This window comes from Chitinophagales bacterium (assembly GCA_017303415.1).
Lineage (GTDB): Bacteria > Bacteroidota > Bacteroidia > Chitinophagales > Chitinophagaceae > SpSt-398.
In genome coordinates this window covers 2,563,571-2,587,985 of sequence record JAFLBJ010000001.1, presented here as the reverse complement: position 1 = coordinate 2,587,985, position 24,415 = coordinate 2,563,571, and the positions used below count along the sequence as shown (strand labels likewise).

Sequence of the window (24,415 nt, the reverse complement as noted above, 5' to 3'; positions counted from 1 at the left end):
TTTTGGTATAATATATACGTTGGGGCAGTCTCCCCAAACGAGCCATGAATTTAGGTATTATTTTTAAACTGATAATATTTATTTTTTACCCTGATAATGATGATGTTACAGGCCAAATAACAAGCCTTATTCGGGTCTGTTTTGGGATAAATAAATACCCCGCCGGGAGGCGGGGTACTTTGTTCAAGGTTACGGATTAGGGTTTTGGACGGCAGATAGAAGAGGCTTATTGCTTTATAATTTTTTGTGTTTGGATATTCCCATTGGTGGCGATCATGGACAGGACATAGGTTCCTGTTTTCAGGGTGCTCAGGCTGATCGTGTTCAAACCGGGTTGGAGTTGCTTCTCGATCAGGATCTGGCCATTCAGGTCAAATAAACGGGCCTTTTGGAAAGGTGTTCCTTCTTCGGCCAGGTTAGACACCTGAATATTTTCACGGGCCGGGTTGGGCCATACAGCGATCAATTGGTTGGATGATTTGGGCATGGTGACCATCCGCACATCGGAGAAACCATTACGACCGGTTTTATCTGTGGTACGTAAGCGGAAATAGATGTTACCGTTACCAGTACCCACCGTGGTAAAGCTATATTCACTCAGGTCGTTCGGGTTGTTTTCGGCAGATATAAAACCAAGGCTGTTCCAGCTTACCCCATCCAGACTTTGTTCCACATAATAGCCCTGATTGTTTTGCTCATATACTTCCCATTTCAGGGAGATCTGGTTGTTCCTGGCCAATGTAGCAGAAAATTCTTTCCATAATACCGGCAGGATCTTATAAGGGAAACTGCAGGAGGTAAGGTCATTTCCAAGGTCACTCGTTCCCAGTGTACCTACAAAGGTCAGCGCCAGGTTATTTTCGAGGCGATACAAACGGTTACCACTTTTGGTCGCCATATAGATCTGACCGGTCGGGTTAAAGGCAATACCGGCAAAACTCTGTCCTGTAGGAGTAGAGGATGAAGGATCAATCACCTGTGTTACTGTAAAGCTGGCAACAGGCGAGGTTGGAAGGTTGGCCGGGAATCGGTAAAGACCATAATTGCTGTTGCTGGAAGTTACTAACCAAATGTTGCCCCATCCATCAATGCACATGTCACCAGCGTTCTGTGAACGGATAATGGCATCTACGTCATTTCCATTCTGGTCAACAATAGTAGATGTAATAAAGGTCCAGCTATTCGTGATAATGTTATAATAATTCAGGTTCCCATCTGTATCAATGGTATAATAACCAGTACCGGAAGAGCTCACACAACCTGTGTGTACTTCTGCTGTACAAGTGGTAGTAGCCAGAAGGCTTACTATACCGGTTGCGGGATGAAAGGATACAAACTCGTTGGGCGTACTGCCTACGTTACGTTTGAAGTAGTAGAATTTTCCATCTACGTAGTTATAACCCATCCCATTGGCTTTATTGACTGCATTACCGGAGTAAGTGGTATTTTTTATCACAGTTCCGGAGGCACCGGAATTGACATTGATCTCACGGATCTCACCGCTACCAGTTAAGCCATAAATGATGTTGTCGGGATCAGTACAAACCACAGAGATCTGCGCCGAAGCGGGTTGGAAGGAGAGGGCACAAAGGGCCATCAGCATAATGACAAGCGAATTTTCACTCCTCAGGGTAGTTTTCAGTTTCATCTTTTAGGGTTTACGAATGAATCAAACTGATCTTTCTACGGACAATTGGAAAAGGTTCATCTGGTGCTAAGCCAGTTTTTCGTTCTTTTACGATCTGATCCGGTAAATGATGAGGTGAAGTTGCGATGTGAAATCTACGTGTGCAGGACTGTCATTCATCATAAGGTTCGGATCAAATACGAGGTAAAAATAGTATCAGAAACTACGTATTTGCAATAGTAATTCTACGAGATACTACTTAGAAGGATTACGGTCTGGTCTAAGTGGTTGAGGTACAAAAGACTTTTTTATCGCATATAGGGAAAAAAAGGGGAGGAAAATAAAAAGGTCCCGCGCCGAAGACGCGGGACCCTGGTTCGGTAATAAAATAAGCTGCTATTTAAAGCCCATCCAGATTCGTTGATCCACGTCAAATACGAATACAATGCCGTTGGCATAAGCCAGGTTCAACCTGGATGGCAGGTACGTATCGCTTGGAAAACTGGCTTTTTTGGTGATCAGGCCCGTTTTCTTGTTGTAATATTCCAGGGTACGGGTTTCCACGTTCAACAGGGCAAACTCGGCTTTCTTTTCCCCTATATATAATACAGTGGTCATGTTATACTCATCCCGGGGACTGCCATAACCATTTTTGGTGCTCTGGCCCATGAGCAGGGTGATCTCGTCCTGAACAACCCCACCTTCAAATTTATAGGGGATCACATTCCCATTTTCGCCCAGAAAATAAACCAGGCCTTTCTTTTCATCAAAGGCGCCGGCACTTTGTTCAGTGGGTTGATGGTATCCGGGAAGAATTACCTCATAGGTGAATGGCTCTCCATTATCATCCAGGGTGTACCGGAACCAACCTCCTTCATTATAACAATTACCCTCAATGGCCCCGTTATTATACCAGAGGCCCCGCAGGTCCACCATGGTTTCAAGCCCGTCTCCCCATGCCATTTCACCTGACTCCTTAAATACGGCCAAGCCAAACACCTCATTACCGGCAAACCCGGCATAATATCGTTTATTCTTTGGATTCCATGCCACCCCCGCACCATTGGTGCCTTCCGATTCGGGCATCTTTAATTCGATCACCTTCGAAAGCTTCTTGGTGGATTGGGCAGAAACAGCCAGTCCGCCTAAAAGTAAAAACAGAAGCATGGAGAACACATACTTTTTCATATTATGATTATTTGTTTCGAAGGTAGAGCCAAGACAGTCAGAGTCCAATACCGTCTGGAGGGTATTATCGCATAAATGCCTGAAAAGGATACCCTTGTTTATCCCCAAGTGTGAAAAACTAGGGGTCGGAAGACCTGTTCCGGTTTTGGTATATTTGTGAGCTTGAGGATTATATAGTATTGATTATCAGACGAAAAATCGATTGTGATCATGGCCAAAGAGAAAGAATCCCACCTGTTTGAATACACGGAAGACAGTATCAAGAGCCTGGACTGGCGCGAGCATATCCGGCTCAGGCCCGGTATGTATATCGGTAAGCTGGGAGACGGCAACAGCCCGGATGACGGGATCTATGTGCTGTTGAAAGAAGTTCTGGATAACTGCATTGATGAATACACAATGGGTTACGGGAAAACGGTGGAGATCACCGTGGAAAAAGGAGGGGTCACCATTCGTGATTACGGAAGGGGTATTCCTCTTGGAAAGGTGGTGGATGTGGTAAGCAAAATCAACACCGGTGCCAAATACGACAGCAAGGTTTTTCAAAAAAGCGTGGGACTGAATGGAGTGGGTACCAAGGCCGTGAATGCCCTGAGTTCCTATTTTAAGGTGACCGCCTTTCGGGAAGGAAAAGAAAAGACCGCCGAATTTGAAAGAGGGGTATTGACCAAAGAACATAAGGAGGCAAAAACGGATGAATCAAATGGTACCCTGGTTCATTTCATACCCGACGAGACCGTTTTCAAGAACTATAAATATTTCCATGAATACCTGGAGAACCAGGTATGGAATTACTGTTTTCTGAATGCAGGGTTGAAGATTGTCCTAAATGGCAAAACCTATGTAAGTAAGAATGGATTGTTGGATCTGCTGGAACGTAAAACCAATGCCGATGAGATCCGCTATCCCATTATCCATCTCCGGGGAGATGATATTGAGTTGGCGCTTACCCACAACAACGATTACGGCGAGGATATTTACAGTTTTGTCAATGGCCAGCATACTACGCAAGGGGGTACTCACCAACAAGCCTTCCGCGAAGCCTACGTTAAAACCATCCGCGATTTTTATAAAAAGGATTATGACGCGTCCGATATCCGCGGGAGTATCGTCGCCGCCATTTCGGTGCGTGTTGTAGAACCCGTTTTTGAATCCCAAACAAAAACCAAACTGGGTTCGGTAAATGTAGACGAGGGCGGCCCAAGCATGCGGCAGTTCGTGGGTGATTTTTTATCAAAGGAACTGGATAATTTCCTGCATAAAAACCCTTCCACGGCAGAGGCCTTAAAGAAGCGTATCGAACAAAGCGAAAAGGAAAGAAAGGAACTGGCCGGTATCAAGAAGTTGGCCAATGAAAGAGCCAAGAAGGCCAATATGCATAACCGCAAACTGCGGGATTGTCGCTTTCACCTGAATGATGAGTTGCCTTCAAAAGGGAAGGAAGAGTATTTTCTCCGCACACGCGAAAGCACCATCTTTATCACGGAAGGGGATAGTGCCAGTGGCTCCATTACCAAGGCCAGACAGGTGGAAACCCAGGCCGTATTTAGTTTACGGGGTAAACCCCTGAACTGTTTTGGCATGACCAAAAAAGTGGTCTACGAAAATGAAGAGTTCAATCTCCTGCAACATGCCTTGAATATTGAGGAAGGCATGGAAGGTCTTCGGTTCAATAATATCGTTATTGCCACCGATGCCGATGTGGATGGAATGCATATACGCTTATTGTTAATGACCTTTTTCCTTCAATTCTTTCCCGACCTGGTCAAACATGAAAAGGTCTATGTGTTGGAGACTCCTTTGTTCCGGGTCAGAAATAAACAGGAGACGATCTATTGTTATGATGAAACGGAGAAACAGGCTGCTGTTCAGAAATTGGGGGGAAAGCCGGAGATCACCCGTTTCAAAGGATTGGGAGAGATCAGTCCGGATGAATTTGCCCAATTCATCGGACCCGGTATGCGAAAACAATTGATGCGCCTGGATGCAGGAGACCATATTCAACACCTGCTGGATTATTACATGGGAAAGAATACACCCGATCGCCAGGAATTCATTATCGGTAATTTGCGGGTTGAAATGGACGCCCCGGTAGAGAACTAACCTAAAACAGGAACCCTTTGTTTGAATTCCATTCCGATAAGAAACGATATTTTGACATGCAGGCTGAAAATGCAGCCAGCTATGTAATTCCCTTTATTGAAGCCGCCTTTCCCATTAAACCCGGGATGCGTGTACTCGAGATCGGTTGTGCTGAAGGGGGGGTATTAAAGGCATTTGTCGATAAAGGCTGTATCGGAATTGGAGTGGAGCTGGATGAACCTCGTCTGGTGCTGGCACGTGAGTTTTTGCAAACAGAGATCGAAGCGGGAAAGATCCGTTTTATATCGAAAGATATCTACCAGGTTGATCTGGCTACCGAATTCCAGGGTGGGTTTGATATCATCGTCCTTAAAGATGTGATCGAACATATCCATGATCAGGAAAAACTGATCGGTTGGATGAAGAATTTCTTAAACCCCGGGGGCGTAGTTTTCTTTGGGTTCCCTCCCTGGCAAATGCCTTTTGGTGGTCACCAGCAGATCTGTCACAAGAAATGGCTGGCCAGTTTACCCTGGTACCATTTACTCCCGACCTCCGTGTATAAATGGATTTTAAAAAGCAATGGGGAACCCTGGGAGCATCTACTGGAGATAAAGGAAACAGGTATCTCGATTGAACGATTTGAGCGAATTGTTCAAAAAACGGGATACAAGGTCATCCATCATATACCTTACCTGGTGAACCCGATCTATCGGTACAAGTTTGGCTGGAAGGCCCGAAAACAAAACGCTATAGTACGCGGCATACCCTGGTTTCGGAATTTTGTAACGACCTGTGTTTATTATTTGATTCAAGTTAAATAAAGAAGAATGATCCATATAGTTTTTAATGAAGGGGAACTGGACCTGATGAAACAGGTTATGGAACTGGAAGAAAGTCTGGCCGGAGAAGTAGTGCTGGTACGTGATGATTATGCAGTAGGCCCCTTAATGGCGCTGGATACCGAAGAAGGTTGGCAGGCACGTTTTGATTGGTGGATGGATAAAATTTCTTATTCCCATTACCAGTGGGATGATTCGGGACGTTTTGATGACCGGGAAACAGTTGCCGCGCTGACTGCCAAAATGAAAGAAGATCCTAATGAACAGATATGGATCTGGATGGGACAGAATCAGCATGATGTTTGTGGTTATTACTGGTTGATTCCACAGCTGAGCGCTTTTCAGGGAAGGGTCATGGTGCTTTACCTGAATAACCTGCCCTTTATCAATGAGAAAGGACATATTTTTTATCCCTCCTGGTTAAGCGAGATTCCTGCCCGTGAATTTTTGAAAGCGCGAAAACTCGCCCGGCCTGTTACACTATCCGAATTTGAAGTGGACCCGGATGAATGGCGAAAACTGGTGGAAGAAAATGCAGTTGTCCGTATCCTTGAAGGAGGAAAAAAGATCGCCGGCAAAGGTGAAGATTTTTTTGACAGCGAGATCATGAAGAACCTGACCAAAGAGTGGCAAAAAGCTTGGCGTGTGGTGAGCAATACGCTCAACCGTATGAAGGTCAAAACAGGTGATGTGATCATCGAATGGCGGATCAAACAACTCATTGCCGCCGGTAAGATCGAAGTGACCGGCGAGGCAGGAAAAAACTGGAAGGAGTTTGATATGCGATTACCGGGCGAAAGCCCTGAGGCGTGAAGCGTGAGGCGTGAAGCGTGAGGCGTGAGACGTGAGACGTGAGATGTGAGACGTGAGACGTGAGGCGTGAGTCACCTCTCACGAATCACGTCTCACGTTTCACGATCTAAAATAATAAACAATTTAAAACACCCCCCCCCTCGTGAAAAATACAAAACCCGACATCACAGGCAACGAATCAGGGATACATGGCCAATACAAAAGCTGGTTCCTGGAGTATGCCTCCTATGTGATCTTGGAACGAGCTGTGCCTGCGGTGGAGGATGGACTGAAACCTGTACAGCGACGCATCCTTCATGCCATGAAGGAAATGGATGATGGCCGTTTCAATAAAGTGGCCAATATCATTGGGCAAGCCATGCAATATCACCCGCATGGCGATGCAAGTATTGGAGATGCATTGGTCAATTTGGGCCAGAAGGACCTGCTCATTGATACGCAGGGTAACTGGGGCGATGTGCGTACTGGTGATGATGCCGCTGCAGCCCGGTATATCGAAGCACGCCTCTCCAAATTTGCGTTGGAAGTGGCCTTTAATCCAAAAACCACCCAATGGCAATTAAGTTATGATGGCCGAAAAAATGAGCCCGTTGCTCTTCCAATGAAATTCCCACTGTTGCTGGCACAAGGGGCTGATGGAATTGCGGTGGGATTGTCGACCAAAATCATGCCGCATAACTTTTGCGAGTTGATTGAGGCTTCGATCAAATACCTGCGCGGGAAACGGTTTGACCTGGTACCCGATTTTCAAACCGGTGGCATGATCGATGTGACAGATTATAACCAGGGAAAACGCGGCGGAAGAATTAAAGTGCGTGCCCACATTGAAGAATCCGATAAGAAAACCCTACTTATAAAGAGTGTTCCCTATGGCGTAACGACCACGCAATTGATGGACTCTATCGTCAAGGCCAATGACCAGGGAAAGATCAAAATCAGAAAAGTAACAGACAACACCGCGGCCGATGTGGAAATTCAGGTTGATCTGGCCCCGGGTATTTCTCCCGATATCACGATAGATGCCTTGTACAAGTTCACCGATTGTGAAGTGTCCATTTCGCCCAATGCCTGTGTGATCGTTGACCAAAAACCGCAATTCCTGGGAGTTCAGGATCTGCTCCGGTTGTCAGTGGACAAAACAAAGGATCTGCTGGAACAGGAGTTGAAAATCAAGCTGGCTGAATTACAGGAAAAGTGGCATTATACCTCACTGGAAAAAATATTCTTTGAAGAGAAGATATACAAGGAATTAGAGAAAAAGCATGATACCTGGGATAAGGTGATCGAAGCCATTGATAAAGCCTTTGTTCCTTTCCGCAAACAATTGAAGAGGGATGTTACCCGTGAGGATATTCTCAAACTGACCGAGAAACCCGTTCGGCGTATCTACCGGTTGGATATTGATGAACTGAATGACCAGATCAAAAAACTGGAAGCCGAGATCAAACAGGTAAAATTTGATCTGGCCAATCTCGTCGATTTTGCGGTAGCGTATTTTGAGAACCTGTTAACCAAATACGGGAAGGGTAGGGAAAGAAAAACTGAGATCAAGCAGTTTGAAGTGATCGAAGCTAAACAGGTACTGATCGCTAATACGCGTCTTTACATGAACCGGGAAGAGGGTTTTATTGGAACTGCCTTGCGAAAAGATGAATTTGTGTGCGAGTGTTCTGACCTGGATGACATCATCGTCATTGCGAAGAACGGGGTGATGAAAGTGGTGAAAGTGCAGGATAAAGCCTTTATCGGAAAGGATATCCTGCATGCCGCGGTATTTCAGAAAAATGATGAGCGTACCACCTACAACATGATCTACTCAGATGGGAAGACAGGTGTGAGTTTTGCCAAACGCTTCAATGTAACCGGTGTAACCCGCGACAAGGAATACGACCTGACAAAAGGAAGTGAGAAAAGCAAGGTACAATACCTCTCTATTAACCCCAATGGAGAAGCGGAAGTGGTAAAAGTATTGCTTACTCCCGGAAGCAAGGCCCGTATCAAAGAGTTTGATTTTTATTTTGAAGAGCTGGCCATCAAAGGCCGCAGCAGCCTGGGAAATACGGTAACCAAATACCCCATCAAGTCGGTTAAATTTAAAGAAGCCGGAAAAGCTACACTTGCCGGGAAGAAAATGTGGTATGACGATAAGTTTGGCCGGTTAAATGCTGATGAGAAGGGGATGTACCTCGGTATGTTTGAAGCCGATGACCGTATACTGGTCATTTTCCGTGACGGTAACTATGAGATCACCGATCAGGAATTGACGCAGCGTTTTGATACAGAGAATATTTTGCTGATTGAAAAATTCAATCCGGATTGTATTGTTTCTGCGATCTATGTGGACAATGAGAAAAAACAGTACAATGTCAAAAGGTTCCGTATTGAAACCTCTACCTTGAAGAGCAAATTCCTCTTTATCAAAGAAGGGAAAGGCAATTACCTCGAAGCCGTAACAACGGAAGCTGAACCTGTATTGGCGGTACAACAGGGACGGGGAGCACAGGTACGAAAAGGGAAGTTTAAAATTGATAAGGTGGTCGAGGTCATGGGTTGGAAAGCCGTTGGGAATAAATTGCTTGACTTCAGTAAGAGCGTGGAGATGGAGTGGGAGAAGAAGAAGAAGGACGAGACCCAGGGCGAACTATTTTGATCGTGGCAGATTTCTCCAGTGTACTTGAAAGTCGGATCTCATACCTTTTGGTTCCGTCTGTAACGATCATGAGGGCGGTATTAGGGGCGATCACACCCAGGTTCTCTGCAAACATGCTGATCTCGTTGAATTCGCGAGATTGATCGAGGGGGATATCAAAATGTATGGAACGGGTACTCAAACGTTGCCCAAAAGCGATAACCTGGTTATTCAGGAAAACAGAAATCGAATCCCCGTCAATTTCTCCATTGTCATAGAAGTCTACCTGAACGGTATCAGACTGCGCGATGATCTCCTGGACATATTCCTTTTCCCTTTGTTTAAATTGGTTGTCGATAAAATAATTGATCACTTTTCGGGGTTGGATTTTAACCGCCACCAGTGTATCTGCTTCATCGGGCTTCCATACCTGAAATGTTTCCTTCATGGTACGAATTGCATGAATGACTGAATCCTGGTTTGAAATGTCCCGGTTCAGGTTAAGGGAGAACTCCACCCGGGGGCAGGTATATTTGAATTGGGGCAGACTTTCAAAAGAACCGATCAGGTTGGAACCAGCCTTAGCGACCCGGAGTTTAGCAGCCATATCCATGATACAATCCACATCCATATTGGCCATGGAGCCATAGTAGGAGAGGGGTATTTCTTTTATAAAAAGTAACCGGGAATAAGGGTTATATGTTCCTTTAACGGAAAAGCTACGAAATGTGTTCTTGAAATAATAGCTTAATACGCCCGTGATGTTGTTTCCGTTCTGTTTCAGGATAAGTTCTACAAGATAATTATTTGCGGAGCTGTTCACTTTTACATTGGCATTCCCATACCAATATCCTTCCACGGATTGAGCGTGCGATGGGGAGCCTGCCAGCGACAGGATAAGGAAAATGAGGATCCATTTTTTCATCAAGGGGAAACTGCAAAAATCGTGCACCTTTAAAACGGTGGTTTAGGGGGTTTATTACCCACTGTACCGTTTCATTTCCCGGTCGGCCTCTCTTTTTTTGATCGTGTCGCGCTTATCATGGAGTTTTTTCCCTCTTCCAAGCCCGATCTCGATCTTAACAAGGTTTTTTTCATTGAAATAGATCCGGAGGGGTACCAGGGTATAACCTTTTTCCTTCAGTTTGGCTTCGATCTTACGGATCTCCCTTTTCTGAAGCAGGAGCTTTCTTTCCCGAAGGGGGTCATGGTTGTTGACTGTACCGTGGGAGTATTCGGCTATATGGAGTGACCGTATCCAGACCTCCCCTTTATGCAAGAGGCAATAACTGTCGTTGAAACTCGCCCTGCCAGCCCGCAATGATTTGACCTCCGTGCCCGTCAATACCATACCGGCAACGTACTTGTCGTCAATAAAATATTCGTAGAAGGCCTGTCGGTTCTTTAATTCCATGAGGGAGGTAATAGGCAAGGGGAAAAGGGCCCTTTAATTTCGGAACATCAGGAAAACAGTCGCCAGTTTTTCCTTCAGTTCTTTCCGGTTGACAATAAAATCGAGGAACCCATGCTCCAGCAGGAATTCGCTTCGTTGAAAGCCATCCGGAAGGTCTTTTTTAATGGTTTCTTTGATGACCCTGGGACCGGCGAATCCGATCAATGCACCGGGTTCGGCGATATTCAGGTCACCCAGCATACCAAAGCTGGCGGAAATTCCACCAAAGGTCGGGTCAGTGAGCAAAGAGATATAGGGAAGACCGGCATCGGAAAGTTGTGAAAGTTTGCCGCTTGTTTTGGCCAACTGCATCAGGGAAAATGCACTTTCCATCATACGGGCACCACCACTTTTGCTGATGACCACATAGGGGAGATGGTGTTGAATGCAATGATCAACGGCTCGTGCAAATTTTTCACCCATCACACTGCCCAGGCTTCCACCAATAAATTCAAAATCCATACAGGCTACAACCGCCTCATGTCCATTGATACGGCCAACCGCTACCCGCATCGAATCCTTCAGGTCAGTCTTACTCCAGGTCTCTTCCAGACGCTTGTTGTAAGGTTTCAGGTCAGTGAATCCGAGGAAGTCTTTGGAGCGGATATTTTCAAACAATTCGGTGTATTGCCCATCGTCAAAAATCTGGGAATAATATTCTTCACTCCCGATCCGGTGATGATAGGAGCATTTGGGGCAAACAAAATAATTGTCTTTGAGATCGGAGGCCGTGCAGATATGATTACAATGGGGGCATTTGGTCCAAAGACCTTCCGGGGTCTCCTTTTTATCTTCTGTCGAAGTAAGGATACCTTTTCTGATCCGTCTGAACCAACTGGTCCGGTTACTCTCTTTTCCTTCTTCCCCCGCCAGGCTGGCGTCAAAATCTTCTACCTGTTTTGCCATAACCTTTCAAATTGTGGCAACAAATATAGGGAATGTGGGGGATTTTGGGCTGGGGGGTAGGCGGGAGGCGGGAGACGTGGGAGGTGAGGCGTGAGGCGTGAGGCGGGAGACGTGAGGCGTGAGACGTGAGACGTGAGACGTGAGGCGTGAGACGTGAGACGTGAGGCGTGAGATGTGAATGGTGAAGGGTGAAGGGTGAATGGTGAATAGTGAATAGTGAATAGTGAATAGTGAAAATAAGTTTTAACTTGTAAGATAAAAGTTAATAGTCAAACTGTTGACCATTCACTATTCTCTATTCACCTCTGACGAAACTCACGTCTCACGTCTCACGAAACTCACGTCTCACGCCTCACGAAACTCACGTCCCTCGCTAGTTATTCGCAGCTCCCTTATCGATCCAGCAAATGATACTGGCCTTTTGCGCAGCAGTAAGACTACCGGTTTTGGGCATAATACCGCTATTCACAGCCGAGCGTATCTGGGCTCTTGCGTTGAAGACTTCTGTATAATTGGTCAATTGGCCAGGGCCATTAAAGCTGCCTGTGATATGGCATCCGCTCAAGGCACAGGAAGATTGAATGATAGGCATTACGTTGGCCGAGAATGAAGCGGCTACACCGTCACAAGGATCGGGAGGGTTACCGTTTCCGTTTCCACTGCCTGATCCGCCGCCGGAACTATCGCCGCCTTTGGAACAGGAATAAAGCAGACTGGCACATGCCAGGATGGTGATGATGATTTTCGTTTTCATAAATATTGGAACGGAATGTGGAACGATGAGGTTGCCTAGCCTCCAAAAAGTTCACTACTTAAATATCGGTCGCCTCTGTCGCACGCGATAAAAACAATACACCCTTCCGTTAATTCATTTGCCAAACGGATCGAGGCGGCAGCAGCTCCACCACTGCTCATACCCGAAAAGATGGCTTCCTGCTTTGCTAATTTGCGTGCCATTTGAGTCGCTTCCTCCTGGGAAACATCCATCACACGGTCAACGCGTTCGGGTTCAAAAATCTTTGGCAGGTATTCTTTTGGCCAACGGCGAATACCTGGAATTGAAGATTCTTCCGTTGGCTGGCAACCTACGATCTGTATTTTCTCGTTCTGTTCTTTCAGATACCTGGAACATCCCATAATTGTGCCAGTTGTCCCCATGGAACTGACAAAATGGGTGATCTTTCCTCCGGTATCCTTCCAAATTTCCGGCCCTGTTGTTTTATAATGCGCCAGATAATTATCTGGATTGGCAAACTGGTTCAGTATAAATGCCTTGCCGGATGCGGCTGTTGCGTCCGCATAATCACGGCATGCTTCAATGGAATCCAGCAGGGTGACATGTGCGCCGTAGGCTTCCATGGTAAGTGTTCTTTCCCTTGTGGATGAAGAGGGCATCACCAATTCTATCTCGAGATCATATAAACGTGCAATCATCGCGAGGGCTATACCCGTATTGCCACTGGTTGCTTCGATCAATTTACTTCCCGCTTTTATCTCTCCCCGTTCAATGGCCGAACGGATCATATTCAGGGCGGGTCGATCTTTTACACTTCCGCCCGGATTGTTTCCTTCCAGTTTCGCAAATATGCGTACAGCAGGGTTGGGGTTCAATTTTTTCAATTCAACCATTGGTGTTCCACCCACCAGGTCAATGATGCTCGCCATATTTATAAGGATTTGGGTTGTTCAACCACGTCGATCTGGGCCCGGTGGTAAACCGTTGACCGGGGAGGAACACTCTTGGTTAGCCAAACATTTCCTCCGATAACACTATGATGCCCGATCACGGTTTGTCCGCCTAGTATGGTAGCGCCGGAATAAATAATGACATGATCTTCTACTGTCGGGTGCCGTTTGGTATCGGCCATTTCTTTATCTACACTTAATGCACCCAGGGTCACGCCCTGATAGAGCTTTACATGGTTACCTATGCGGGTAGTTTCTCCAATCACCGTTCCGGTGCCATGATCAATAAAAAAATACTCTCCAACCTGGGCTGCCGGGTGAATATCAATACCCGTTCTTGAATGAGCGATCTCGGTAATGATGCGGGGAAGAAAAGGAATATCCAATTGATACAAAGCGTGAGCAATACGATAAAAGGCGACCGCTAAAAACCCCGGGTAAGCACGAATGATCTCAAACCGGCTTCTGGCTGCCGGGTCACCACTCAAAAGCGCTTCAATATCGGTATTAAGCAGTCTGTAAAGTTCTGGAACTACCTCAAAGAATTGTGCAGCTTTCTCTGCATTGTCACATTGCTTGCAGGCACGTGTGGATTCAAATAGCCGAATCAATCCGGCCTCCAGGTCAAGAAAACCTTTTTCAATATCCTCCAATCCCTGAATATCCTGTTCGGTCTTTTCTGGAAACATTAACCCGATCAGGTCATCCACAAAACTACCGATCGCCTGGTTAGAGGGGACAGCTTCCATGGATTGGTGCTGTTGCAACAGGGTGGAGTAGAAGGTCTTTTTCATAGTCGTGAGGCGTCAGTCGTGAGACGTGAAACGTGAGGCGTGAATGGTGAATAGTGAATAGTGAATAGTGAAAATAAGTTTTAAGTTGTAAGTTAAATGTTAAAAGTCAAACAATTGAACATTCACTATTCACTATTCACGTCTCACGTCTCACGCCTCACTCCCCACGCCTCACGCCTCACGCCTCACATCCCTCACGCATTCCGGTTGATACAGTTGAGGTCCACAAAAGCGGTTTCAAGCCTTTTGATAAAGGACTCTTCCCCTTTGCGCAACCAAACACGTGGATCATAATATTTTTTGTTGGGTTTATCCTCGCCTTCGGGATTACCCAGCTGACCTTGAAGGTAGGCTTCATTTTTCTGATAATAACCCAAGATCCCTTCCCAGAAAGCCCACTGAAGGTCGGTGTCAATATTCATCTTAATGGCGCCATAACCGATGGCTTCACGGATCTGATGCTGCGGGCTGCCACTTCCACCATGGAATACAAAGTAGACGGGTTTAGGCCCTGTCTTAAGTTCTTTTTCAATATACACCTGGCTATTGTGCAGGATCACCGGACGAAGCTCAACGTTACCGGGTTTATATACACCATGTACATTACCAAAGGCAGCGGCAATGGTGAACAGATTACCCACTTTACCTAATTCTGTGTAGGCATACGCTACGTGCGCAGGTTGGGTGTAAAGTTTATCATTTTCCACATCGCTGTTATCCACCCCGTCCTCTTCTCCACCGGTCACACCCAGTTCGATCTCAATGGCCATGCCCAGGGGTTTCATGCGTTTGAAAAACTCAACGGATGTGGATACATTTTCCTCCAATGGTTCTTCACTGAGGTCAAGCATGTGGCTGCTGAAGAGAGGTTGCCCTTTTTCTTTATAAAAGGCTTCACCCGCATCGATCAATCCACTGATCCAGGGCAGCCATTTTTTGGCGGCATGATCGGTGTGCAGTACAACAGGTACTCCGTAATATTTGGCAACATTATGAATATGCAGGGCGCCGGAGATCGCTCCCTGAATATTGCCTTGCAATTTATCGTTGGGCATTCCCTTGCCGGCGATGAATTGTGCACCACCGTTTGAGAATTGAATGATAACAGGTGAATTGACTTTGGCCGCCGTTTCAAGGGTGGCATTGATGGAGTTTGTGCCGGTAGTATTTACGGCAGGAAGGGCGAATTGGTTGGCTTTGGCGTCATTGAGGAGTGCTTCGAGTTCTTCACCAAACAACACGCCGGCTTTGTATTTGCTCATTGTCTATGTTTTTGCGTGGCGAAGATAACGCATTTGTGACTTTAATCATTGAACCTGCCCGATTGCTTCTGCAGAAGAAGCAGGTTTTTACGCAGGGTCTGTTTCATATGTGTCTTTACGACCTGACCCATGGTTTTGGCCTTGGAATAATAGGTGTTTCCAAAATAGGCATTCAACTCTGTTTTTAATTGCTCCGTCTTTACAGGGGTGGAAAGTTCGTCCTTGCCCATGATCTGCAGCAGGTCCATCAGACGGTAACGGGAGGAGGTTAACCGAAAAGCCATCATTGTCCTTTCTTCGGTCTGGTACTGTTGGATCGAATCGTTATTAAGGTGGCGCAAGGTCAGCTCCACAAGGGGGTAATTCTCTTTAAAAAATTGGGGGAGATAGAGGTTCTTCCGGCCTTCGTAGCATTGCTGGTCAAAATCGATGGCCCGGATACGGTATTGATAATCCTCGATATCAGGCGTAATATCTATGATAAAATTGTAACTCCGCATATCGCCCAAAAGTCGTACGAAACAACGTTCGTTAAATTTGACAAATTCCTTGGCCAGCCTGATTTTATTTGTGGAGGCGTCATTCATCATATCCCGGATAAAGACATCCCCGGGAATGCCGGCAATATGTTCTTCCACCATGGTATCCTGGTGGGTAAAAAAATGCATCCGGTTGGGGGAGAGGAGATGTTCCAGTTCCAGTCCATAAATACGCGACGCATCGGCAATTTTAATGTAGTAATGATCGTAGTTGTCGTTGTACTTATTGACGATCCGGATGCGGAAGGGGTTTGAATTCCCAAAGGTGCAATAGTCAATCCGGGCTACATCGAGGTGTTTGGTAAAACGAAGGTCGCCCTCGGTCTTTAAAATGGCATAAATGTCCAGTAAACCCTTCCGGATATAGTCCCATTCCCGACTATCATATAGGGTCTTTTCCCAAAGGGTCTCTTTGCCAAATTTATCCCGTAAGGGAACTGAAAAGGTGAATTGATGAAGATCACGATAGCTGACGGGTAGTTTGATATCCCGGCCGACATTTTTCAGGTAAGAGCGCAGGTTCGCCGAAACCGGGTACATCGGTTTCTTTCGGGATGGTTTGTCACTTTCCTTTCCCTCCCGGTTGCTCGTATTGTCCATGAAATGCACCGGGAGGGAAATTAAGGAAAGTAAAGGAGAATTCTTTTTTTGGGCCTCAACGATTGAATTCGGTTTTCCAGGATCTGGATGTCTTCAAAGGATTGGATAAAACGGGACTGTCAATGTGGTTCTTCAGGATCGGATCGGTAGGTCTTCAAAGGATAGAGAAAAAAAGAAGTTGACTGATATTGGATTTTTCTCTGGTTTTTTAAAAGGATGTTGGATGGTTCGTTTAACGCTGGTTTTTTTGGATTTGGATTGAGATCGATATTTCTATCAATCAACTTCTGACACAAAAGTATATCGGATGAGATTAACCGCATAGAGCAAAATTTCTAATTTTTTTAACGATAGAAACAACATGCGGATTAGGTAGAACTGCTTGGCTGGGGAACGTAAGATTACGATGGGGGGGGGGAGATGACTGATGACAGATGACAGATGACAGATGACGGAGGACGGATGACAGATGACTGAGGACAGATGACAGATGAAGGATGTTGGATGTTGGATGGCGGAGGTTGCTGTGCGAGACCTCTGGTCTCGCACCGTTCTCCCGTCGCCTCTGGCGACAAAAAACTGCATATTATTAAGATGGTATTTGTCTTTAATCGCGTCGCCAGAGGCGACAAGATAATCGTGCGAGACCAGAGGTCTCGCACAGCAACCTCCGTCATCTGTCCTCCGTCATCCGTCCTCCGTCATCTGTCCTCCGCCCTACTTCGTCAACGCCTGTAGCAAATCATACTTGGTGACAATATGAAAATGGCCGGCTTCATCCCTAGCCAACACTGCTCCATTGCCTTTATTGATCATTCCGCTTAGTCGCTCCACGGGCGTGGAGAAGTCAACCAGCGGGTAGGGCGCTTCAAGGAAGGAGGCTACTTTTTCTTTTCGCAGATCGGGGTTATCAAATAATTTTTGAAACAAACCACTTTCGCTGATCGCGCCTACCAGTTGTGCTTCGTTCATGACCGGGATATGTTCAATATCATATTTCTTCATCAAAGCAACTGCTTCGGCTACGGTTTGTTCGGGGGTGAGGGTGATGAGTTTTTTGGAGCCACGCGAGCTGATGATATCCTTAAAGGTCTTTACATCTAAAAAGCCCCTTTCGATCATCCATTGGTCATTGTAAACCTTGCCCACATAGCGGCTGCCGTGGTCATGGAAGATACAGACCACGAGATCGTCCTTTTTCAACCGGTCTTTTAATTGTATCAGCCCCTGAACACAACTGCCTGCGGAATAGCCACAGAATATACCTTCTTCACGGGCCAGTTTACGGGCCATAATAGCTCCATCCTTGTCCGTTACCTGTTCAAAGTGGTCGATCACACTCATGTCATAATTCTCGGGGACGAAGTCCTCTCCAAAGCCTTCAGAAAAATAAGGGTGTACTTCTTTCATATCGGCAACCCCTGTCCGGAAGTATTTGGTAAGCAGGGAACCGTAGACATCAATGGCCCAAATCTGGATATTGGGATTTTTCTCCTTCAGGAATTGAGCCGTTCCGGTCACGGTTCCTCCGGTACCGGCCGTAACCACCAGGTGAGTGATCTTTCCATCCGTTTGCTCCCAGATCTCCGGGCCCGTACTTTCATAGTGGGCCAACCGGTTGGCCAGATTATCGTATTGATTACAGAAAAAAGAATTGGGAATCTCCTGGTGCAAGCGGCGGGCAACTGAATAATAGCTTTGCGGGTCATCGGGTTCTACATTGGTCGGGCACACGATCACTTCGGCACCTACGGCTTTCAGGATATCTACTTTTTCCTTGGATTGCTTATCGGTGGTAGCGAAAATGCACTTATAGCCTTTGACCACCGCAGCCAGGGCCAGGCCCATTCCGGTATTTCCCGAGGTACATTCAATGATGGTGCCACCGGGTTTGAGTTTACCTTCTTTTTCTGCCACTTCTACCATCTTCAGCGCCATCCGGTCTTTGATGGAATTACCCGGATTAAAATAATCGACTTTGGCCGCCACCAGACAAGGGAGATCGCGGGTAATCTTGTTCAAACGGATCAAGGGAGTATTGCCAATCGTTTCGAGAATGTTGTTCTTAATATTCATGGGTGCATCGTTGGGTAGGGGCAAAGGTAGGGATTACAAAAAAAAAGGCCCTCCCTGCGAACAGAAAGGGCCTACCGGACTTAATGCAATGAACATTAAGCTTCTTTATGTTTTTTATCTCGTTGATTGGCCAGGTAGCGGTCGAGGAGCATAAGTCCCAGTATCGCGTTAGCCATCATGAACACGTTGACGAAAGTATTATTAAAGATCTTGCTCAGGTCTACCTTATCCATTCCCACGGACAGGTTTGAGCTACCCGGGTCTGTCCAGTCGATCTGGGCAATGGCATAAATTGTAAAGGCCAGTATCAGGGTGATAAAAAAGGCTGCAATACCCCAGATGATCTTTTTATTGATATACTTGCCTGCTGCCGGGGCGATCTGATGCCTGGCGATTTCCTCCATGACGTTTTTAGTAAACCGCAGGGAGGGTTCTTCTATTTCCACAGATCGGATCCATTGCTGGGTTTCCAGCAGTTCCTGATATTTCTCCTTCCATTCCTGCTGGGAGGCGATAAGTTGCTCGATCTGGCTTTTTTCGGCCGGAGATGAGATACCATCAATGTATTCCCAGAGTTGCTGTTCCATGATTTCCTTCGGTTCCATACACGCTTTATTTATAATTAATGAAGGTCACTTATTTCTTGTGCAAAATGTGTTTCCATTTTCTCTTTCAGTCTTTGTCTTGCCCGGTGCAATCGTACTTTAACAGTATTGGGCTCCAAACCCATGATCTGTCCGATCTCTTCCAAACTTTGTTCCGCTTTGTAGAACAGGGTGATCACTTCGGCATCGTCGGGACTCAACATTTTGATGGCCCGGGTCACCATGTCCAGTTTCGATTTATGTTCTACCTGATTAGCGCTAAATCCCGAATCAATATTGTCTGCCCTTTCAAATACATGTTCATTATCCAGCGAATGGATCTCCAGTTTCTTCTTTCTCAGGTGGGTGATGCAGGTGGTGTTGACGATGGTGTACAGCCAGGTGCTGAATTTAGATGCCCCCCGAAAGTCAGCCAGGTTTCGGTAGGCCTTTATAAATATATCCTGAGCTATTTCCTCCGCTTCCTCCCGACTCTTGATAAAACGCAGCACCAGGGTGAAAACATATCCTTTATACTGCTCCACCAGGTCGGCAAATGCGGCCTGATCTCCCTGCAGTACCCTGCTAATGAGCTCATTATCATTAAGTCCGGTGGTCATCTGTTAGTTTAGACGCTGTTTAAGGTGCTTGGGTTACAGTTTAGTGAAATCTATAATTTCTAAAAAAAGCTGTAACCTCCGATCTTCACCCGTAGTCATATTCCCAAAAGCAACACAATTTATTAAATTCAAAACTTACAATTATGCATGGCGCTGAAATGTTGATCCCCATCCTGATTCCTCTGGGAGCATTTGCAATGGTGTTTGGGATCGTCTATCTGAAAAGCCGCGAGAATATGGCAATGATCGAGAAGGGATTGAATCCCAAAGAGTTCGCTAACCGTCCCGCCCCCTATCGCAACCTGAAAAATGGTTTGCTTTTCCTGGGTGCCGGTGTTGGTCTCCTCATCGCCTATCTGCTGGATACCTATACATTGCCTTATGAAGTTGAACCCGCCGGATTATACTTTGCCCTGATCGCCATCGGTGGTGGCGCCGGACTGGTAGCTTCGTATCGGATCGAGAAGAAAGAGTTGTTGGATAAAGGGGGGCGTGAAGCGTGAAATTCGTGAGGCGTGAGTTTCGTGAGGCGTGAGAGGTGAATGGTGAATAGTGAATAGTGAATAGTGAATGGTGAATGGTGAATGGTGAATGGTGAATAGTGAATCTGGTAAACTTATAATTGATTGCCAATATTATCAATATCAAAAACCTATTCACCATTCACTATTCACTATTCACGTCTCACGCCTCACGTCTCACGCCTCACGTCTCACGTCTCACGCCTCACGTCTCACGCCTCACGTCTCACGCCTCACGCCTCACGCCTCACGAAACTCTCACCTCACTTCATTGCTGCCTTCACCACCGGATCCGTACCATTTATCACTTCATAAAATCCGGTATTTCTCCACTTATAGCGGGCGAGACTGGCCGTAAAGCGTTTAAGCACCGCCTCCTTATCATGCGCGGTCACTTTATTCAGATCAAGAGTGTCTTTTGCCGCCTCAATTACGAGGTCTTTCCAAAGCTGATTGGGTGTTTTAAATCCTTTCCGAAAAGCCTCCGGTGAAGGAAACTGATCGATCTGCTGGCGGTTCTGGATATAGTAATTGTAAACAAAACTGCTAAACTGGATATCATAGAGAAAATCCGCCACATTCCCGGCAATATGACTTGTATCAATGGCTACAAAAAGATCAGGCATGATTCCCCCGCCACCATATACCGGTCTTTTCTTTACAATGGTTTTATAGGTCTTGCCATTGGCGATCTTATTGCTGTCAGCACTTAGCATTTCCCCATTGCCATATCTTTCCCAGATTTCCTCAATGTATTCTTTCCGTCCATTTTCATAGGGCCGTTGAATGCTCCGACCAGCCGGGGTATAATAGCGGGCGATGGTGAGGCGAAGAGCCGAGCCATCACTCAAAGGAAATTGTTCCTGTACCAATCCTTTTCCAAAGGAACGACGGCCTATGATCTTTGCCCGGTCCCAGTCTTGTAAGGCACCTGCTACTACCTCACTCGCACTGGCCGACAATTCATTGATCAGGATAACAAGTTCTCCTGTCTCAAATAATCCGTTTCGACGGCATTTATAGTCGCGTCGTTTGGAATGCGTCCCTTCCGTATAAACGATCAGTTTTTCGCCATCGAGGAATTCATCCACAATGTTCACTGCCTGGTCCAGCAATCCACCTCCATTGTCCCGAAGGTCAAAAACGAGTTTTTTGAGCCCTTTTTTCTGAAGAGACTCCAGTGCCTGCATAAACTCCCGATAGGAGGATTCTGAGAATTTATTGAGTTTGATATAACCAACTGAATCGGCCAATAAATACGCGGCGTCCACAGCCGGCACCGGTATCCTTCCGCGGGTGATGGTCATCTCTTGCTTATTGTTGCCGCGTAATACCTGTACTTTGACCGAAGTGCCCCCTTCGCCTCTGACCATTTTTCTAACCTGGTCACCCAACATATTTTTTCCAGCTACCTCGGTACTGTCAATGCGTAGGATCCGGTCACCCACATGAAGCCCTGCTTTGTCGCTGGGCCCTCCGGGAAGGACATACAGGACATGAATAGTATCAAAAAAGATATTGAACTCGATTCCGATACCCTCAAAATTTCCGGCAATTTCTTCATTCACCTGTTGCAGGTTGCTGGAAGGGATATAGACCGAGTGGGGGTCCAGGTGGTTGATCATTTCCTGGATGGCATCGTATTGCATCGAATCGGTACGAACCGTATCCACATAGTTCGTTTTTACCACATCCATGATCTCCTGAAGGGAGGAACGTTTGTCCCGTTTCAGAAATCCACTCACGGAGGGGGTGGTTTCGCGGAGGCGAAAGCCAAAATACATTCCCCCTATCAGCACTACAGCGAACAGGAGGGGTAACCACACCTGTAATTTTTTATTCCTCATCGTCTTGCCTTTCTTTGTAAATTGTTTGCAAAATAACTGATTTGAGCCGAACCCAGGTCAACTCCCCAGTCCTTAAAACAACACAATAATTGCGAAGTTCATGCCAGAGACGATAAAATTGGTCGCTGATAGCGGGGCTACCAAGACAGAATGGTGCCTGCTGGAGGGAAAGAAGAAGCGAACGATCATTACCCAGGGCATTAGCCCTTATTTCCTGTCGCCACAAGAGATAGAAAATGTATTGTTAAAAGAATTGGTGCCCAAGCTTAAGAAGCAAATGCCGGACGATATTTTTTATTATGGTACCGGTCTCGCCAATCCGGATAATGTCCGCCTCATAAAAAAAGTTTTGCGAAAGGTCTTTCCTGGTGCCAAAGCCCATGCCGACCACGATATGATGGCCGCGGCACGGGCGCTTTGTGGCGATGAAAAAGGGGTAGCCTGTATACTGGGTACCGGCTCTAATTCCTGTTTTTTTGATGGAAAGAAAATGGTGCGTAACCGCCCGGGACTGGGCTATGTATTGGGCGACGAAGGCAGTGGGGCCTACCTGGGTAAAAAAGTAGTGCAATATTATCTCTACGAAACCTTTGATGAAGAACTTACCTACCGCTTCAATATCAAGTATGCCACCAACCGGATGGAAATACTGGATCATGTCTATAAAAAACCATTCCCCAACCGGTATCTGGCGGGTTTTGCCGTTTTTCTGGCTGAAAACCGGGGGCATTATATGGTGGAGAACATCATTGAAGACGGATTGAATGATTTCTTTTATGCCCATCTGAATAAATATCCAGAAATCTGGCGTTACCCGGTGCATTTTGTGGGAGGGGTGGCTTATGGATTTAAGGATGTTTTGACAGAACTTTGCCGTACGTATGAATTTGAACTGGGGAAAGTGATGAAAAACCCCATGGAGGGACTTATTGATTATTACAGATAACAGATCGGTTATGTCTTTTGAAAAGATCACGGAGCAACCAAGCCCTTATCGTCACCTGGAAAAAATGACGGTAGGGGAGATACTTACGAATATCAACCAGGAGGATCAGACCGTACCTGCCGCGGTGGCCAGGGCCATTCCAGCCATTGAAAAACTGGTGGAAGCGGCTGCTGACCGTATGCTGGCCGGAGGCCGGCTCTTTTATGTTGGGGCGGGAACATCGGGTCGCCTGGGAGTTGTAGATGCTTCTGAATGTCCGCCTACCTATGGGGTGCCTTACGGACTGGTGATCGCCGTAATCGCCGGGGGTGAAAAGGCTATTACGATGGCTGTAGAATTTGCAGAGGACAGCCGCGAAGAAGGGTGGAATGACCTGCTCCACCATGCGGTGAATGAAAAAGATTTTGTGATCGGGATCGCAGCCAGTGGAACCACCCCGTATGTGATCGGGGCCCTGGAAGAATGCAGGAAAAGAGGGATACTTACGGGTTGCATTACCAACAACCCCGGTTCACCACTCGAAGCCACAGCCGATTTTCCGGTAGTGGTGGAAGTAGGGCCTGAATTCGTTACCGGTAGTACCCGGATGAAAAGCGGAACCTCCCAAAAACTGGTCCTGAATATGATCTCTACCACCATCATGATCCAATTGGGCAGGGTAGAAGATAATAAGATGGTCAACATGCAATTGAGCAATGAAAAATTGGTGGACAGGGGAACAAAAATGGTGATGGAACGTTTGCAATTGAAAGATTACGAACAAGCGAAGGAATTGCTGCTAAAACATGGCAGTGTCCGAAAAGCGGTGGAAAGCTATGCATGATATTGAACCATTTTACAATTGGCGACACATTTATACCAGCGAAGAAGATGATCGCTCGCCCTTTTATGGACGCCTTTACTCCGAGTTTGAATTTTCCCAAACTGTTTATAATTACTATATCCATCCTCAATGGGATGAGTTTGGCAGCCGTACACTTTATCTTAAAGTGTTGATAGCCGACTATACCGAACAGTATGCCGTGATCGAATTGATCGGGGAGTGGAATGATGCCATTGAAAATGATATCATGACCCTTAAACGGGATGTGATTGATGCCTTTAATGACCAGGGTATCCGAAAATTTATCCTGGTAACAGAGAATGTGCTCAATTTCCATTCTGGCGACCCGGACTATTACCAGGAATGGTGGGAGGAATCTGCCGACCAACAGGGTTGGGTGGCCGTACTTAATATGCCTGAGGCTACCCAATACGATTTTCGAAAGGCCCGCCTCGACCGTTTTGTGGAAATGATGGAGATACCGGACTGGCGTGTCTACAAACCTTTTCATCTCTTCCGAAAGATAGATGGGGAACTTCGTTCAAGGTTATCCCTTTCCTAAGGCTTCTTTTTTTTA

General features: G+C 46.3%; 22 protein-coding genes. 8 read left to right on the top strand and 14 right to left on the bottom strand.

Annotation, left to right across the window (positions count from 1 at the left end):
- Positions 1–226: 226 nt before the first annotated feature.
- Both J0M30_11150 and J0M30_11145 read right to left on the bottom strand, forming a co-directional pair.
- Positions 227–1,648, bottom strand: a complete 1,422-nt coding sequence (locus J0M30_11150) for a T9SS type A sorting domain-containing protein (protein ID MBN8668051.1) — start codon at positions 1,646–1,648, stop codon at positions 227–229.
- Between the two features lie 375 nt (positions 1,649–2,023).
- Entirely contained in the window at positions 2,024–2,815 is a 792-nt protein-coding gene (locus J0M30_11145; protein ID MBN8668050.1) for a hypothetical protein, read from the bottom strand.
- A 210-nt stretch (positions 2,816–3,025) separates the two neighbouring features.
- Here J0M30_11145 and J0M30_11140 point away from each other — a divergent pair, with 210 nt between their 5' ends.
- From J0M30_11140 to J0M30_11125, 4 genes are all read left to right on the top strand, one after another.
- The gene (locus J0M30_11140) at positions 3,026–4,918 is read left to right on the top strand and encodes a type IIA DNA topoisomerase subunit B (protein MBN8668049.1); all 1,893 of its coding nucleotides are present in this window, start codon (positions 3,026–3,028) and stop codon (positions 4,916–4,918) included.
- A gap of 56 nt (positions 4,919–4,974) precedes the next feature.
- Complete coding sequence (locus tag J0M30_11135) at positions 4,975–5,721, top strand: class I SAM-dependent methyltransferase (GenBank protein ID MBN8668048.1); 747 nt, start codon at positions 4,975–4,977, stop codon at positions 5,719–5,721.
- Between the two features lie 6 nt (positions 5,722–5,727).
- Complete coding sequence (locus tag J0M30_11130) at positions 5,728–6,552, top strand: DUF1835 domain-containing protein (protein MBN8668047.1); 825 nt, start codon at positions 5,728–5,730, stop codon at positions 6,550–6,552.
- Between the two features lie 142 nt (positions 6,553–6,694).
- Positions 6,695–9,202 carry a DNA gyrase/topoisomerase IV subunit A gene (locus J0M30_11125; GenBank protein ID MBN8668046.1) on the top strand — a complete coding sequence of 836 codons (2,508 nt, stop codon included), beginning with the start codon at positions 6,695–6,697 and terminating at the stop codon, positions 9,200–9,202.
- On the opposite strand, the gene J0M30_11120 is transcribed toward J0M30_11125, so the two are convergent.
- From J0M30_11120 to J0M30_11070, 11 genes are all read right to left on the bottom strand, one after another.
- Complete coding sequence (locus J0M30_11120; protein ID MBN8668045.1) at positions 9,135–10,106, bottom strand: hypothetical protein; 972 nt, start codon at positions 10,104–10,106, stop codon at positions 9,135–9,137. The two genes, J0M30_11125 and J0M30_11120, sit on opposite strands and share 68 nt — an antisense overlap.
- A gap of 54 nt (positions 10,107–10,160) precedes the next feature.
- Positions 10,161–10,595, bottom strand: a complete 435-nt coding sequence (smpB, locus tag J0M30_11115) for an SsrA-binding protein SmpB (GenBank protein MBN8668044.1) — start codon at positions 10,593–10,595, stop codon at positions 10,161–10,163.
- A 33-nt stretch (positions 10,596–10,628) separates the two neighbouring features.
- On the bottom strand, positions 10,629–11,540 hold the full coding sequence (locus J0M30_11110) for an acetyl-CoA carboxylase carboxyltransferase subunit beta (protein MBN8668043.1): 912 nt from the start codon (positions 11,538–11,540) through the stop codon (positions 10,629–10,631).
- 373 nt (positions 11,541–11,913) lie between these two features.
- Positions 11,914–12,294, bottom strand: a complete 381-nt coding sequence (locus tag J0M30_11105) for a hypothetical protein (protein MBN8668042.1) — start codon at positions 12,292–12,294, stop codon at positions 11,914–11,916.
- 35 nt (positions 12,295–12,329) lie between these two features.
- A complete protein-coding gene (gene cysM, locus J0M30_11100; protein MBN8668041.1) occupies positions 12,330–13,205 on the bottom strand; it encodes a cysteine synthase CysM in 876 nt (291 codons plus the stop codon).
- A gap of 2 nt (positions 13,206–13,207) precedes the next feature.
- Complete coding sequence (locus tag J0M30_11095; GenBank protein MBN8668040.1) at positions 13,208–14,020, bottom strand: serine acetyltransferase; 813 nt, start codon at positions 14,018–14,020, stop codon at positions 13,208–13,210.
- 194 nt (positions 14,021–14,214) lie between these two features.
- Positions 14,215–15,282 (bottom strand): class II fructose-bisphosphate aldolase, encoded by a 1,068-nt coding sequence (fbaA, locus tag J0M30_11090; protein MBN8668039.1) that lies wholly within the window; start codon positions 15,280–15,282, stop codon positions 14,215–14,217.
- Positions 15,283–15,323: 41 nt separating this feature from the next.
- Positions 15,324–16,421 carry a hypothetical protein gene (locus J0M30_11085; GenBank protein MBN8668038.1) on the bottom strand — a complete coding sequence of 366 codons (1,098 nt, stop codon included), beginning with the start codon at positions 16,419–16,421 and terminating at the stop codon, positions 15,324–15,326.
- A gap of 717 nt (positions 16,422–17,138) precedes the next feature.
- Positions 17,139–18,497, bottom strand: coding sequence for a pyridoxal-phosphate dependent enzyme (locus J0M30_11080; GenBank protein ID MBN8668037.1), 1,359 nt, complete (start codon positions 18,495–18,497; stop codon positions 17,139–17,141).
- A gap of 95 nt (positions 18,498–18,592) precedes the next feature.
- A complete protein-coding gene (locus J0M30_11075) occupies positions 18,593–19,102 on the bottom strand; it encodes a hypothetical protein (GenBank protein MBN8668036.1) in 510 nt (169 codons plus the stop codon).
- Positions 19,103–19,119: 17 nt separating this feature from the next.
- Positions 19,120–19,701: an RNA polymerase sigma factor gene (locus J0M30_11070; GenBank protein ID MBN8668035.1), complete on the bottom strand. Its 582-nt coding sequence runs from the start codon at positions 19,699–19,701 to the stop codon at positions 19,120–19,122.
- A 143-nt stretch (positions 19,702–19,844) separates the two neighbouring features.
- On the opposite strand from J0M30_11070, the gene J0M30_11065 reads away from it, so the two are divergent.
- On the top strand, positions 19,845–20,204 hold the full coding sequence (locus J0M30_11065) for a hypothetical protein (GenBank protein MBN8668034.1): 360 nt from the start codon (positions 19,845–19,847) through the stop codon (positions 20,202–20,204).
- A 281-nt stretch (positions 20,205–20,485) separates the two neighbouring features.
- Here J0M30_11065 and J0M30_11060 read toward each other — a convergent pair whose 3' ends face one another.
- A complete protein-coding gene (locus J0M30_11060; GenBank protein ID MBN8668033.1) occupies positions 20,486–22,069 on the bottom strand; it encodes a PDZ domain-containing protein in 1,584 nt (527 codons plus the stop codon).
- A gap of 100 nt (positions 22,070–22,169) precedes the next feature.
- Between J0M30_11060 and J0M30_11055 the strand changes: the two genes are divergently transcribed.
- From J0M30_11055 to J0M30_11045, 3 genes are read left to right on the top strand one after another with little or no spacing between them, the layout of a single operon-like run.
- On the top strand, positions 22,170–23,015 hold the full coding sequence (locus tag J0M30_11055; protein MBN8668032.1) for an N-acetylglucosamine kinase: 846 nt from the start codon (positions 22,170–22,172) through the stop codon (positions 23,013–23,015).
- 10 nt (positions 23,016–23,025) lie between these two features.
- The gene (locus tag J0M30_11050; protein ID MBN8668031.1) at positions 23,026–23,838 is read left to right on the top strand and encodes an N-acetylmuramic acid 6-phosphate etherase; all 813 of its coding nucleotides are present in this window, start codon (positions 23,026–23,028) and stop codon (positions 23,836–23,838) included.
- Positions 23,831–24,400 (top strand): hypothetical protein, encoded by a 570-nt coding sequence (locus J0M30_11045; protein MBN8668030.1) that lies wholly within the window; start codon positions 23,831–23,833, stop codon positions 24,398–24,400. The genes J0M30_11050 and J0M30_11045 overlap by 8 nt, the downstream gene beginning before the upstream one ends.
- Positions 24,401–24,415: the final 15 nt, after the last annotated feature.

What these genes read in the sequence shown, in the direction of transcription:
- J0M30_11150 (MBN8668051.1), bottom strand. Translation starts at nt 1,648, where the DNA reads ATGAAACTGAAAACTACCCTGAGGAGTGAAAATTCGCTTGTCATTATG.
- J0M30_11145 (MBN8668050.1), bottom strand. Translation starts at nt 2,815, where the DNA reads ATGAAAAAGTATGTGTTCTCCATGCTTCTGTTTTTACTTTTAGGCGGA.
- J0M30_11140 (MBN8668049.1), top strand. Translation starts at nt 3,026, where the DNA reads ATGGCCAAAGAGAAAGAATCCCACCTGTTTGAATACACGGAAGACAGT.
- J0M30_11135 (MBN8668048.1), top strand. Translation starts at nt 4,975, where the DNA reads ATGCAGGCTGAAAATGCAGCCAGCTATGTAATTCCCTTTATTGAAGCC.
- J0M30_11130 (MBN8668047.1), top strand. Translation starts at nt 5,728, where the DNA reads ATGATCCATATAGTTTTTAATGAAGGGGAACTGGACCTGATGAAACAG.
- J0M30_11120 (MBN8668045.1), bottom strand. Translation starts at nt 10,106, where the DNA reads ATGAAAAAATGGATCCTCATTTTCCTTATCCTGTCGCTGGCAGGCTCC.
- smpB (MBN8668044.1), bottom strand. Translation starts at nt 10,595, where the DNA reads ATGGAATTAAAGAACCGACAGGCCTTCTACGAATATTTTATTGACGAC.
- J0M30_11110 (MBN8668043.1), bottom strand. Translation starts at nt 11,540, where the DNA reads ATGGCAAAACAGGTAGAAGATTTTGACGCCAGCCTGGCGGGGGAAGAA.
- J0M30_11105 (MBN8668042.1), bottom strand. Translation starts at nt 12,294, where the DNA reads ATGAAAACGAAAATCATCATCACCATCCTGGCATGTGCCAGTCTGCTT.
- cysM (MBN8668041.1), bottom strand. Translation starts at nt 13,205, where the DNA reads ATGGCGAGCATCATTGACCTGGTGGGTGGAACACCAATGGTTGAATTG.
- J0M30_11095 (MBN8668040.1), bottom strand. Translation starts at nt 14,020, where the DNA reads ATGAAAAAGACCTTCTACTCCACCCTGTTGCAACAGCACCAATCCATG.
- fbaA (MBN8668039.1), bottom strand. Translation starts at nt 15,282, where the DNA reads ATGAGCAAATACAAAGCCGGCGTGTTGTTTGGTGAAGAACTCGAAGCA.
- J0M30_11085 (MBN8668038.1), bottom strand. Translation starts at nt 16,421, where the DNA reads ATGGACAATACGAGCAACCGGGAGGGAAAGGAAAGTGACAAACCATCC.
- J0M30_11080 (MBN8668037.1), bottom strand. Translation starts at nt 18,497, where the DNA reads ATGAATATTAAGAACAACATTCTCGAAACGATTGGCAATACTCCCTTG.
- J0M30_11075 (MBN8668036.1), bottom strand. Translation starts at nt 19,102, where the DNA reads ATGGAACCGAAGGAAATCATGGAACAGCAACTCTGGGAATACATTGAT.
- J0M30_11070 (MBN8668035.1), bottom strand. Translation starts at nt 19,701, where the DNA reads ATGACCACCGGACTTAATGATAATGAGCTCATTAGCAGGGTACTGCAG.
- J0M30_11065 (MBN8668034.1), top strand. Translation starts at nt 19,845, where the DNA reads ATGCATGGCGCTGAAATGTTGATCCCCATCCTGATTCCTCTGGGAGCA.
- J0M30_11060 (MBN8668033.1), bottom strand. Translation starts at nt 22,069, where the DNA reads ATGAGGAATAAAAAATTACAGGTGTGGTTACCCCTCCTGTTCGCTGTA.
- J0M30_11055 (MBN8668032.1), top strand. Translation starts at nt 22,170, where the DNA reads ATGCCAGAGACGATAAAATTGGTCGCTGATAGCGGGGCTACCAAGACA.
- J0M30_11050 (MBN8668031.1), top strand. Translation starts at nt 23,026, where the DNA reads ATGTCTTTTGAAAAGATCACGGAGCAACCAAGCCCTTATCGTCACCTG.
- J0M30_11045 (MBN8668030.1), top strand. Translation starts at nt 23,831, where the DNA reads ATGCATGATATTGAACCATTTTACAATTGGCGACACATTTATACCAGC.